The 12,747-nt window shown below is 61.7% G+C and carries 10 protein-coding genes and 2 pseudogenes; 3 read left to right on the plus strand and 9 right to left on the minus strand.

The features are described 5' to 3' along the window. A pseudogene (locus tag KZX42_RS06205) lies at positions 1–126 on the plus strand (IS5/IS1182 family transposase); the annotation flags it as partial. On the opposite strand, the gene KZX42_RS06210 reads toward KZX42_RS06205, so the two are convergent. Both KZX42_RS06210 and KZX42_RS06215 read right to left on the minus strand, forming a co-directional pair. Then, the gene (locus KZX42_RS06210) at positions 85–510 is read right to left on the minus strand and encodes a hypothetical protein (RefSeq protein ID WP_248118086.1); all 426 of its coding nucleotides are present in this window, start codon (positions 508–510) and stop codon (positions 85–87) included. The pseudogene KZX42_RS06205 and the gene KZX42_RS06210 sit on opposite strands and share 42 nt — an antisense overlap. 3 nt (positions 511–513) lie before the next feature. Next, a protein-coding gene (locus tag KZX42_RS06215; RefSeq protein WP_248118088.1) for an IS3 family transposase occupies positions 514–1,703 on the minus strand; the annotation gives its coding sequence in 2 pieces (ribosomal slippage) (positions 514–1,451 and positions 1,451–1,703; 1,191 coding nt in all). A 65-nt stretch (positions 1,704–1,768) separates the two neighbouring features. On the opposite strand from KZX42_RS06215, the pseudogene KZX42_RS06220 reads away from it, so the two are divergent. Then, a pseudogene (locus KZX42_RS06220) lies at positions 1,769–2,347 on the plus strand (IS6 family transposase); the annotation flags it as partial. 32 nt (positions 2,348–2,379) lie between these two features. Here KZX42_RS06220 and KZX42_RS06225 read toward each other — a convergent pair. From KZX42_RS06225 to KZX42_RS06255, 7 genes are all read right to left on the minus strand, one after another. Next, on the minus strand, positions 2,380–3,207 hold the full coding sequence (locus KZX42_RS06225) for a rhamnogalacturonan acetylesterase (protein ID WP_248118090.1): 828 nt from the start codon (positions 3,205–3,207) through the stop codon (positions 2,380–2,382). Beyond that, positions 3,204–4,103: a glycerophosphodiester phosphodiesterase family protein gene (locus KZX42_RS06230; RefSeq protein ID WP_248118092.1), complete on the minus strand. Its 900-nt coding sequence runs from the start codon at positions 4,101–4,103 to the stop codon at positions 3,204–3,206. Before KZX42_RS06230 ends, KZX42_RS06225 begins: the two co-directional genes overlap by 4 nt. Next, positions 4,100–4,996 (minus strand): phosphodiester glycosidase family protein, encoded by an 897-nt coding sequence (locus tag KZX42_RS06235; RefSeq protein ID WP_248118094.1) that lies wholly within the window; start codon positions 4,994–4,996, stop codon positions 4,100–4,102. The genes KZX42_RS06230 and KZX42_RS06235 overlap by 4 nt, the downstream gene beginning before the upstream one ends. A 75-nt stretch (positions 4,997–5,071) precedes the next feature. Further along, positions 5,072–7,609 carry a TonB-dependent receptor gene (locus KZX42_RS06240; protein WP_248118096.1) on the minus strand — a complete coding sequence of 846 codons (2,538 nt, stop codon included), beginning with the start codon at positions 7,607–7,609 and terminating at the stop codon, positions 5,072–5,074. A 295-nt stretch (positions 7,610–7,904) separates the two neighbouring features. Beyond that, entirely contained in the window at positions 7,905–8,603 is a 699-nt protein-coding gene (locus tag KZX42_RS06245; protein ID WP_248118097.1) for an IS6 family transposase, read from the minus strand. A gap of 161 nt (positions 8,604–8,764) precedes the next feature. Beyond that, positions 8,765–9,460, minus strand: coding sequence for a hypothetical protein (locus tag KZX42_RS06250; RefSeq protein WP_248118098.1), 696 nt, complete (start codon positions 9,458–9,460; stop codon positions 8,765–8,767). 194 nt (positions 9,461–9,654) lie between these two features. Next, entirely contained in the window at positions 9,655–10,491 is an 837-nt protein-coding gene (locus tag KZX42_RS06255; protein WP_248118099.1) for a DUF5694 domain-containing protein, read from the minus strand. 443 nt (positions 10,492–10,934) lie between these two features. Between KZX42_RS06255 and KZX42_RS06260 the strand changes: the two genes are divergently transcribed. After that, positions 10,935–12,743, plus strand: coding sequence for a type IV secretory system conjugative DNA transfer family protein (locus tag KZX42_RS06260; protein WP_248118100.1), 1,809 nt, complete (start codon positions 10,935–10,937; stop codon positions 12,741–12,743). The last annotated feature ends 4 nt before the right edge of the window (positions 12,744–12,747 follow it).

Here is a 12,747-nt window from a genome sequence, read left to right on the forward strand (position 1 = left end):
TTCTCAAGGCTCAAACACAGCCGCCGACTGGCGACCCGATACGACAAGACCGCCGACAGCTTCCTCGGTTTCGTCCTCGTCGCTTCAATCCGCCTGTGGGTCAGGCACTTTGTCCACACCACCTAGCCCGATAAGAAGGCCTGGGCCAACTGTACGAGGGCCTTCACGCCGTGCCCGCTCCTTCCGGGGCAGCTTCGGTTTCGCAGGGCGAGTTTCCACCTGCTTCTTGATGTCCAGGTAGTTGCCCTTGGTCGCTATGCCTCTGAGGGTCTCGCCTTCCAACGTATGAAGCTCAAAAGCGACCTTCATGCCGCCGCCAACCATGGAGCCGATGGCGAGGCCGATAGGACCGGCGAGTATCAGGCCCCATGCTGCGCCTTTCAAGGTGCCGGAGGTGGTGCTGTCCACCGAGATGGGCTCGATCCCGATCGCACCATATTTTCGGAATTTACCCTTGGTGTCCCCAAAGGTGATGTTGGAGTAGTAGCAAGATGCTGACGTGACCCCCATTTCTCATCCAGCCATAACGAGAGTCCTTTGGTGATCTGAGCTGGGGTTGTCGGGGTTGGCAAGAGGCCGGTCAGCGCAGCCCCCAACCAGCGCAGCGGACCGGCCGATCTGTCCGGTGAGCGCTTCTGCATAGGCCTGCGGCGTCAGCCACCCGAGCTTCGAGTGCGGACGCCGTTCGTTGTAATCGCGCCGCCAAGCTTCGAGCACTGCGCGGGCGTGCGGCAGGGATCGGAACAGCGTCTCGTTCAGCAGCTCGTCGCGCAGGCGTCCGTTGAAGCTCTCGTTGAAGCCGTTCTGCTGGGGCTTGCCGGGCGCGATGTAATGCCAGCCGACGCCGGTGCTGTCGGCCCAGGCCAGGACCGCGTTCGAGGTGTATTCCGTCCCGTTGTCGCTGACGATGGTGTCGGGCCGGCCCCGCTGCCGGATGACGGCGTCCAACTCCCGCACGACCCGCGCGCCCGACAGCGAGGTGTCGGCCACCAGCGCCAGGCATTCACGCGTGCAGTTGTCGATCACCGTCAGGATGCGGAAGCGCCGCCCGTCAGTCATCTGGTCGGCCACGAAGTCCAGCGACCAGCGCTGGTTCGCCACCAGTGGCAACTCCAGCGGTCTTCGGGTGCCGATGGCGCGCTTCCGACCGCCGCGTCGACGGACCGTCAGTCGCTCCTCGCGATAGATCCGCTGGATCCGCTTCCTGTTGACCGCATGGCCTTCGCGCCGCAGCAGCACGTGCAGGCGGCGATAGCCGAACCGGCGACGCTCCTGGGCCAGAGCCTTCAGCCGGTCGCGCAGCGCGCCGTCGTCCGGGCGCGTCGCCTGATAGCGCACGCTCGTCCGATCGACGCCCAGCACACGGCACGCCCGCCGTTCGCTCATCTCGTAGGCGGCCTGCAGATGGCTAGCCGCCTCGCGATAGCCGGCGGGCGTCACCACTTTTTTCCCAGCAGATCCTTCAGCGCGACGTTGTCCAGCATCGCGTCCGCCAGCATCCGCTTCAGCTTGGTGTTCTCGTCCTCCAGCGCCTTCAGCCGCCGGGCCTCCGACACGTCCATGCCTCCGAACTTGGCCTTCCACTTGTAGAAGGTCGCCGAGCTGACACCGTGTCGCCGGCACACCTCTGCCGTCGCCACACCGGCCTCCTGCTCCCGCAAGATCCCGATGATTTGCTCTTCCGTGAACCTTGATCGCTTCATTCTGTCCGTCCTTCGTTGGGCGGACTCTAGCTATTCCTGGAGGAGTTTCAGGGGGTCACGTCACGCAACGCGGAATTGACGTCAGCTACGAAACGATCCGGTGCTGGACGATCAAGTTCGGGCCTCTGATTGCACGGCGGCTGATGAAACGGAGAGTGCCTCCGACTGGCCGTTGGCATCTCGAGGAAATGGTCTGCAAGATCGGAGGACGGCGCATGTATCTGTGGCGCGCAGTCGACGACGAAGGCGAGGTTTTAGACGTCGTTGTCCAGCGCCGGCGGGACACAGAGGCGGCTTTGAAGCTGATCAAACGTCTTTTACGCAACCAACCTATCGAGCCGGAAACCATCACAACGGATGGGCTGGCATCGTACGGTGCGGCGCTTGATCAGTTGGAACTGCGGCACCTTCATCGCCCTGGCCGGCTACGAGACAATAACCGCGTTGAGAACTCGCATCTGCCGATCCGACGACGGGAACGACAGCAGCAGAGGTTCAAATCTCAAGCCTCAGCGCAAAGATTTCTCACAACCCACGCGGCGATCTACAACACCTTCAACATCCAACGTCATCTGATCAGCAGGTCCACGCTTCGTCGCTTTCGTGCCGATGCAGATACTGCTTGGACGGCGGCTGTCGTCTGATAACGCGTGGGGTAGGAGTCTTTCGACTTCGCTTAGTTAAGCTGACAGCACCAACGAACCAGTCTGGATCGCAGGGTCGGGTATAGGCGCGAGAGTTCTTGGGCGATGATGTTGGCGTAATAGTCCGCCCCGTCGCGCCCAAGATGGACATTGTCGTATTTGAGGCCGGGTCGATAGGTGGGCGCGTGGGCAGGAAGCTCTGTTTCCGCGGGCTCTTCAGCCGTTTGACCGGGTAAAAGCTGGGCGTGGCTATCGGCCCAGTCCTTGCCGTTCTGCTCGATCAGGTTCTTGCTGATGGCGTTCAGATCAATCAGCGGAGTGCCGGTTTCGGCAGCCACTTGCCGGATCACTCCGGCGTACGGCTCGATGGCGTTAACGAGCGTGCCATCCGCATTGAATACCCGACGGGCAAGGGGCGTGGACAGCACAGGCACTGCCCCGACGGCTCGGACCTCGGCCACCTGTCGGCGCAGGTTGTCGGCGAATTCGGTATCGAGGTCGGTCCAGCGGTCAGCCATAGGATTGGCGTCGTTATGGCCAAATCCGAGGATCACATAGACCTCGCGATAGCCCTCGACAGACGCCTCGGCGATCATACGATCCCACGAGCCTTCGGCACGGTAGCTGCGGGTCGAGCGCCCGCCCCTGCCCATATTCACGCAGACCACAGCCGCATGGACCCTGTGCGCGCAAAAGGCACCGCCCCAGCCGCTGTGCGGGGCCATAATGGAGTCCCCCGCCAGAATGATTTTGTCCTGCACCAGAACAGGGGCATCCACCCTGATCGGGCGACGCGGGGTCTCGGTCTGTTGCGTGGTACCGCCCAGCAACAAGGCGAGGGTCAAGGCCGTTAGGCTCATGGGTGACGCCCCAGATAACGCATGACAGCCTCGGGCTCGTCGGTTTGCAGCATGGTGACGCCGTCACGGATCAGAGCGCCCCACACGCCGTCAGGATCGCTCAGGCCAAGACGGTCGTCCTCGCCCAGAATATTCACCCAGATGCGCGTGCCGGGCAGGCGAGGCGAGGCGATGACGCCTTGTAGGAACTGCCGGTCACCCAGGAAGGAAATCTCGTAGGCGACCGGCTGATAGCGATCATAGGCCGACAAAGGGGCCTGCAGAACGCGCGGGCATGGCGGGCGACCGCCATCCTTGCACTCGCCCAGAATGGGCATGAAATGGGTGCGCCCGAGGAAGGGAGCATTCACCATGCGCGCATCATCGGGACGGGCCGCCAGCTTCATCAAGACTTGATCGGCCATGCCCAGACGTTCCAGCAGGGCCATGACCTCACCCTCGTTCTCGACCTTGAGATCGAGATTGACCATGACCTTGCCGCGCGCCGCCAACAGCGCCTCTTCGAGGGTGGGAATGGTCTGTTCAGTCAGGGCTGCGTCGGCACCGCCTGCACCGTCTTTCAGGCGCAAGCTCCGGACCTGCTCCAGCGTCAGCGCCGAGAGAGGGCCGGTGGCCGTGGTCGTCCGGTCCAGCGTAACATCATGCAATAGCACCAACGCACCATCAGCCGTATTACGCACATCAAGCTCGATCATATCGACGCCCAGACGCACACAGGCCTCGATGGCGGCGATAGAGTTCTCTGGCGCATTGTTCCAGCAAGCACGGTGGGCAACCACCATCACCTCGGAACTGCTGGTCATCTTTTCGGTAATCGCGCGGGTGTCCGCCGCCGCCGGAGCGGTCACACATGCCAGAGATAGTGCGGTCAGAGATACGACTGTCGTCAGTCTCATTGGCTATCCCCTGCAAATAGAACCACATGGTTGGCGACCGGACGCTCGCGCCCCGGCACACGGGTATGGATCGGTGAGTTGACGATCACTGCGCGGCCATCCTGCGCCGCCACGGCAAGGGTCGAGGAACCACCGCCGTCCAGATTGATGGCACTGCTGGCCCCCAGCTCGACGAACAAATCGGTCAGTTCCTGAAGATTGGCCCCCTCGCTGTGGCTTTGGCGGCCATCAACCACCACGATCCACGCCGTCTTGCCGTCTTCTGAAATCCCCATGGCAGTGCGGGGGTGGCGACCGACAGAATAGCTACCGCTGAAGGCACGCGGCTGGCCGGCTTCGATAAGACGCGGGCCTGCGGCTACACCGTCTGTAAAGCCTTGCGGGCACAGTTGGCCATTCTCAATAGTTACACGCGCCTGATCGAAACAGATGATCGAGTCCACGCGATCGTCCAGATGGGTTTCCGGCAGAGAGACCTGTTGCCCCCCGCTGATCGCCGCGCCCGATACGCTGACCGGCTGGCCGACGTGGGGATAATAGTCATGGCCCGCTTCGCTACCGCCCTTGAAGGGCAGGAAATAGCTGGCGTTGATGGCCACCTTGGCCCCTGTCTCTTCCAGATAGCCGCTGGTCAGGCGAGCGGTGTGCTCCATGCCCTGACTGTTGTCGGCAGGGGTAACGCCAAAGCGAACGCCCGGCTGGGTCAGGTCCACAGTGATGACATGCGCCCGCGTAGAAGCCTCTGCCGTGCGCTCGACCACATGGTGACGGTAAGAGTCCTCATAATGGGGCTGTGGCGCGGGCTGGACTGTTGCGCATGCGGCCAGTGACAGCGCGGCCGCTACGAGTGCGCCGATAGACGCGGTGGAGGAAAGCTTCTGGAGCATGATCATCGAACCCTCTCTGCACTAAACAAGGTTCGGGCGGCACCTCGCGAGAAGCGCCGCCCGTCTTAATCCCCTGCGGGATTACATCTTGTAGGAAACACCCACCCAGAAGGACCGGCCGGTGTAGTTGTGGTCACGCATGAGCGGCTCATCCAGATTCTGGATGTTGACGCGCACTTCGTCCAACAGGTTCTTGGCCTCTACGGTCAGTTGCACCTTGTCGGTGACATCCCAACGCGCTTGCAGATCGACCTGCTCGTAAGGAGTCTCGTAGCGGTCCTCCAGAGCGGCATTGTTGTTCAGGTTGATGGTGCTCAGATACTCCGACTTGGCGGCGTAGGTGGCACGGAACTGAAGGGGCCCTTCCCGATAGAAGAGCGACGCGTTGAACAGTTTACGCGGTTGTTCGCGCATGTATTCCAGCGTGCGCGAGGCCCCGCTGTCCATCAGGATCTCGGCTTCGCCGCGTTGCAGGGTCAGGTTCGTCGAGACACCCAGATTGCCCAGACGGCCCGGCAGGAAGTCGAGACGGTTGCGTACGGCGTTGAACTCGATACCGTTCACCTCGGCACCGGCCATGTTCATCGACTGGCGGAAGGTGACTTCCTCGCCTTCATACATGCCCGTGGTGCGGCCGGTGAAGATCTCGTTCTTGATCTCCTTGCGGTAGACGCCAACCGACAGGATGCCCTGATTTTCAGGGAAGTAGTATTCCAGACCCATGCTGTAGTTGTCAGCTTCGCGGGCCTGCAGTTCCGGGTTACCGCGGCTGATGCTGATCTCGCCATCGGCATTGGTGCTGAACACTTCACCCAGAGCCAGGTCGCTCGGGTTCGGACGGCCTACAGCTTTATAGTACGATGCGCGCAGACGCATCTGGTCGGTCAGGTTCCAATAGCCGACAACCGACGGCAGCCAGTTGCCGTAGCTGGCCTCGTGCTCGACAAAGGTGACCTCGCCCAGACCGCTCTGCGGACGGTGGACGAGCGTCGAGGTTTCTTCGTAACGCAGACCACCGACAACCTTGAACAGGTCGGAGGCGTAGGTCGCCGACAGATAGGCCGCGCTGACGTCCTCCTTCATGCGGTAATCGCCCAGAAGGTTGTTCGGCGTCTCGACGAACTTGGACTGGTTGGCGGTGAAATAGTCCCAGAACGGGTCGAAATCGACGACCAGCACAGCGTCGGTGGCGTCGATCGGCTGGTAATAGCCGTCGGTGAAGCCATCCATGGTCAGGCGGTTGCCGGAAGCGAGCTTCCAGTTGGACTCCGTGCGATCCATTTCACGGTCGGTGCGACGCATCTTGACGCCGGTCTTGAAGCCCCAGCCGCGCGAGCCGCTGGCGACATTATAGCCGTAGTTGGCTTCGATCTCCGAAACCGTATCGACCGAGTCATCGATGTAGGGTTTGTAGTAGTCGAACAGATAGTTGCTGGCGGTCTGGACATAGGTCGGATCATTGACCGTGAAGACCGGGAATTTGCCGTTGAAATCGGTGGTCGAAGCCAGCTCGTTACGGTTCGTAGGTGTCAGGAAGCGCAGCTCGTTCGAAGTCTCCACGAAGGCAGCTTGCGACCACGAGGCGCGCACGTCGAGCGTCGAGTTCTCGTTGATGTCCCACTCGGCCGTACCGTTGAAGGTCTTCATCGGCTTTTCGATCGGGAAGTCGTTGTAGCGGGCGTTAGCGCGACCACGGCTGGAGTGGGCCACACCGTTTTCCATGACCAGCGGGGTCTGGATGTAGAAGTGGTTAGTCAGGCGCAGTTCCTGCTCGTCCTGCTGGAACAGCGAGGCCGTGATCGCAGAACGGAAATTATGCGTCGGACGATATTCGAACTTCAGGAAGCCGCCGTATCTGTCCGAGGTCAGCGGATAGGTGTGCGACTGGAACGAGTTGGGAATATAGGCACCGTTCGAGCGGGTATAGGTCGGGTTGGTGCGCTCTTGGTCGCGCTTGCGGCGCAGGAAGTTCAGGGCACCTACGATACCGAACTGGTCGTTGTTACCAAACTTGGTCGCATAGGTAGTGGCCATGCGATACGACAGACCGTCCGAGCCCGGCGCATTGGTCGAGTCATAGGTGCCGGCAAAGACGTTGGCCACAAAGAAGGGCCGGCGCGTGTCAAAGGCCGAACGGGTGATCATGTTCACCGATCCGCCGATGGCGTTACCTTCCATATCCGGCGTGCGCGACTTACGGACTTCGGTGGTCTTGATAGCGGTCGACGGCACCGCTTCCATGTTCAGACGGCGGTTGTTGCGCTCTGACGAGCCCAGCATAGCGCCGTCCATCATGCCGCTGGTGTAGTCCGGGTCCATGCCACGGATGGTGACGTAGCGACCTTCATCCTCGTCGAAGATCGTGTCCACGCCCGGCACACGGCGCAGGGCGTCCGCGATGTTGAAGTCCGGCACCTGACCGGTTTCGTCGGTCGTCAGATACTCGGCCTCGATGTCGGCGTTGCGCTTCTGGGCGACAGCCAGTTCGTTCTGGCGCTGATAGCCGGTGACGACGATTTCATCGACGCTGGCGACGTCCTGATTGTTAGAAACTTGCGCCAGAGCCGGCGTGGAAGCAATCGCACCCAGCGCGGCTCCCCCGAGCAGCACGGTGCGCATAGATACAGAAGCCAAAGCAAAACGACGGAGCAACATGCTCACCCCCAAAATACAAACTTGGGTGACCCGTTAAGCTTGGCGGTTTACAGTTTTGCGTCAACTTGATGAATGTTTGAATACCACCACAAGGCACGAGATAACCGCCGGAAAGTTTAATATTTTTGCGAAAATACTGCCGCAATAGTGAAGCTGGAACATCACAATACCGACGCTATCCGGCAGTCGTGGTAAGCACCCTTCTTGGTGCTGACAAGTTAACTGGATTGAGCCAAAAGCAGCCCTCCCCTTGCCGATTTCAGGCCCCTTGCGTTGCTGCCGACCAAGCGGTTTCGGCCTGACCTCGCAGCACGCGAAGGCCAGATCGGGAAATCAGGTGCGGTTGAAGATTGAAGACGTTGTAAATCGGGCCGTGGCTGGAGAGAAATCGCTGGGCTGAACTCTGCGATTTAAACCTCTGCTGCTTTCGCTCTCGTCGGCGAATAACGAGGTGAGAATTCTCGGCGCGATTGTTCTCGCGCATCCCGCCTGGATGATGACGCCCTTGAAGATTCAGGACTTTCATCGCCGCGCGATAAGACGCAAGTTTATCCGTCACGATAGCTTCCGGATGAACGCCTGTGTTGCGGAGCAAACGCCGCAGCAACTTCAAAGCCGCGTGCTTGTTGCGTCGCTTTTGAACCAGTACATCAAGCACTTCGCCCTCATCATCGACCGCACGCCATAGATACATTCGGCGACCGCGGATCCTAACAACCGCTTCGTCCAAATGCCAACGGCCCGTCGGACGATTACGAATTCGGCGAATGTTCGCAGCAATCATTGGCCCAAACTTATTCACCCAACACCGGATAGCTTCGCGGCTAACGTCTATCCCGCGTTCCGCCATCAATTCTTCAACGTCGCGAATGCTCAGTGTGAACCGAAAATACCAACGCACCGCCTGACAAATGACCGATCCTGGAAACCGGTGACGCTTGAACGATAAGCCAGACATGAAAACCCCCACCCTTCAACCCAAGTGGAGACTTTTTAGCGTTAGCCTGTCAGCACCCGCGCTGTGGTTACGGTGGGATGGGACATAGCGGCTCCAGAATCGGTCTTGTTGGAACCGATTATATGGAGGCCCGAAGGATCGGTGTCAACAGAACCGATTTATCATTGAGAGTCTTCAGCCATCAGATCCGGTTCGGCGATCAACACCCCCGCCAGTTCAGACAGCCAGTGCGACACATCCTCGATGCGCACCGCATCCGCATGGTCGGCGTAGTAGTCACCCACGGTTCGATAGGCATCGCCGTAGTGGTCGGAGAATGTGCGCTGGAGCTTGTTATTCCGGCTGAGCACGCTGGCCAACGCCCGACCGCCGCGCAGGAACTTCAGGGCATGATCCGTCCCGAGCAGGTACAGATGCTTGCGCTTCGGTGTCGGATCCAACGCGAGTTGCAGATAGTCCTTGAAGACGGAATTCTGCCGGATCGACTCAGCGCCGCCACGCCAGTGAATGAACTTGAACTCTGCGACCCGCAGATTGGTCTCCAGGTCGAAGGCGCGTCCCGTATTCCCCGCCCCCAGCGACACATATTCCACGCGCTCGCCGGGTTCGAGCAAATGCGGCAGGCATAGCAGGATGCCCAGGGCATGGATGGTGACGTTGATCTGACCCGCCTGGCGTTTCAGTTCCGCCGCCGCCCCGAGAACGTCCCGGCCGGCGCTGGCCCCTTCGAGGAAGCTTGCACACTCGTCAACGCTCACGCCTTGAATCGCCGCTTCAAGACGCGAGAGGGTTGCGGTCACGTCCGGCCCCGTGAACCGCGCCAGCAAAGCGACGATATCCGATTGTGCGGCGTTCAAATCTCGCCTCCGAACATCCTCATCCGTCGCCCTCCGTCCATACAGCCCTACGACTGATGCATGCCCACTTCAGTGATCTCCGCATAGACATACCGGAAGGGGAAGGCCTTCCCCTGCGCCCGAGCCCGGCGGTCTCGGTCGACCCCTTCTGCGGGAGGCCCCGCAACGCCCCAGCGACGTTTGGAGCCGGCAGATCAGGTCCCGGCCAGATACGGCGCGGGATCGACCAACTGGAAGCCTGGCGTGTTCTCGATGAAATGGCGCAGCCAGTAGGCGTGACCCGCGCCATAGACGATGACGATGCGGTCGCCGGGCTTGGCCACCATCATCAGCTTGGCGAAGATCTTGGCGTTGCGCTCGTACCAGCCCGCGTTCAGTTCGGCGCCGTGCTGAGAGACCGCGTCACCAAACCCAAGCAAGCCGTAATACAGCGACTGGCCGCCATGAACCGGGTGGTCGCGCCGGTTGGTGTCGGCCAGCAACGCGCCGAGGGTCTCGGTGCGCTGGCGGGCGGCCAGATCGGCCGATGAGGCGGCGACCGTGGCGTTCAGCGCCTCGACGTCCGCCTCGCGGTGATGGGTCTCGATCCAGGCCCCGACAGGGCCGAACGGGAAATAGTCGCGCTCGCCCTCGCCCGGCTGTTCGTCGATCGCATAGACGCGATCAATCTTTTCAAGATTGGCGAGCCGATAGGCGATCTGGATCCGCTCATCGGGATCGCTCGCCAACGCGGCGGTCGTGAAGGCCGGGTACATCTGGTCCAGCAGGGTCGTCGTGTCCGTCGCCTCACGCTCCAGCGCTATGGCGGTAGGATGAAAACGCCGAAGGCCCTCGGCCACCGCCGCCAATTCCGCCTGTTTCGCCGGCGTCGTCACGGGATCGACGGCGACGTTGTTCAGGTCCTGGCCCGGATTGTCGAAATGGAAGGTGCCGACGACCATGACCTGGATCGGCTGCGGAGGCGGCGGCGATTGGGCGAGGGCCACGGACGGGACCAGCAGCGCGGCGGTCAGGGCGAGAAGCTTCAGCATGGTTGGCTCCGGTGAGTGGTTCAGTACCGCCAGCCGACGGTCAGTCAAAGGCCACCGCCTGGAGCACCAAGCAATGGTCGTCGAAAAACCGCGATCGCGCAGTGTTCATGGAAGCGTGATGGGCGTCCTGATCCCGATAGAATAGTGAATTCTCGGTCATTCGACTGACGAACATAGAATATAGTTCAACGCCCGTGGCGCTGTCCTAATTCTGTTCGCGTGAGTCCAAGATGGTCGACTTACTCGGTCGTGGCACGGCTCGAAAACTTGCGGTCGACATTCGTCCAGCCTGGCCGTGACGAAGGGTCGACTCGGCCCGGCGGGCACCGGGGCACGGCGGTGACCGGCCCTGCCGGCCGGGTGAGAGTGAGAGGAGTGCCGGGTTTTCGTGACGGGTAAGGATCGAGAGAGAGGCTCTCGGCGCCCGTCGCGGAGACTATCCGATGACCACTGCCGTCCAGAAAATCACTCTGTCGTCCTCGCGCGACATCCCCTTCAACAAGCTGGTCCTGAGCCAGTCCAACGTCCGACGCGTCAAAGCCGGTGTCTCAATCGAGGAACTGGCCGAGGACATCGCCCGGCGCGGCTGTCTGCTTCAGAGCCTCAACGTCCGACCCGTGCTCGACGCCGAGGGCGCCGAGACCGGCATGTTCGAGATCCCGGCCGGCGGTCGGCGCTATCGCGCCCTCGACCTCCTGGTCAAAGCCAAGCGCCTGACCAAGACCACGCCCGTCCCCTGCGTGGTGCGCGACCCGGCCACCACGATCCTGGCCGAAGACGACTCGCTGGCCGAGAACGTCCAGCGCGCCCCCTTGCATCCCCTTGATCAGTTCCGCGCCTTCCTGGCCATGCGCGACAAGGGCATGTCGGAGGAGGAGATCGCGTCGGCCTTCTTCACCACGGTCAACGTCGTCAAACAGCGCCTGCGCCTGGCCGCCGTCTCGGAAAAGCTGCTCGACCTCTACGCCGAGGACGGCATCACGCTGGAACAGATCATCGCCTTCACGGTGACCGGCGACCATGCCCGGCAGGACCAGGTCTGGGAGGCCGTCCAGCGCGGCTATAACCAGGAGCCCTATCAGATCCGCCGCATGTTGACCGAAACCACGGTGCGGGTGTCCGACAAGCGCGTGCAATTCGTGGGCGTCGACGCCTATGCCGAGGCCGGCGGCGTCGTCATGCGCGACCTGTTCCAGAGCGACGACGGCGGCTGGGTGGAAGACGTCGCCCTGCTCGATCGCCTGTCGTTCCTCGGTCTCTATCGCGATCCTGTCGTCGCCGAGGTTACGCGTCGCTGCGACTGGCGCATCGTTGATATCGTCGGCGGCAAGCATCCGACGACCCTCTACCTCGTGGTGCCGCCGTCGGACATCAACCGGACCAAGCCGCTGATCCGCCTGATCCTTAATCAGATCGGCCGGCGGCTCACGGAGGATCTGAAGGCAAAGGGCAGCCGTCACCGGCTGCTGCTCATGCTCGACGAGTTTCCGGCCCTCGGCCGCCTCGACTTCTTCGAGAGCGCGCTCGCCTTCATGGCGGGTTACGGCCTCAAAGCCTTCCTCATCGCGCAGTCGCTGAACCAGATCGAAAAGGCCTATGGGCCGAACAATTCGATCCTCGATAACTGCCATGTCCGCGTCAGCTTCGCGACCAATGACGAACGGACCGCCAAACGCGTGTCGGACGCGCTCGGCACCGCGACCGAGATGCGCGCCATGAAGAACTATGCCGGTCATCGCCTGTCGCCCTGGCTCGGCCACATGATGGTTTCGCGCTCGGAAACAGCCCGGCAACTGATGACGCCCGGCGAGATAATGCAGCTTCCGCCATCCGACGAAATCGTCATGGTCGCCGGCACTCCGCCGATCCGCGCGAAGAAGGCGCGATATTATGAGGATCGCCGGTTTCAGGAGCGCATCTTGCCGCCGCCGAACCTCGCTAAGTCGACCACGGCTCGGCCGGACGACTGGAGCACAATGCCCCTTCCGGTGACGCCGGCGGTGGCGGTGGCCACGGCTACTGGCGGCGGCGGATCGGAAGATGAGGACACGACCGACTCCGAGCGTCGGCACCAGCCGGAACTGAGCCGCTCAAAACCCGTCGAGCCTAAGCAACCCATCGAAAACGAGTTCGAGATCGATCCTCGCGACAACGCCGATGAGGACGCCGCACGTCTCTCGCGCATGAGCCAGGCGATGCGCCAGGTGGCACGCCAGGCGTCGCTCGATCCCGGCGACGGCATCGAGCTTTAGGAGG

This window comes from Brevundimonas sp. EYE_349, assembly GCF_023147505.1.
GTDB lineage: Bacteria > Pseudomonadota > Alphaproteobacteria > Caulobacterales > Caulobacteraceae > Brevundimonas.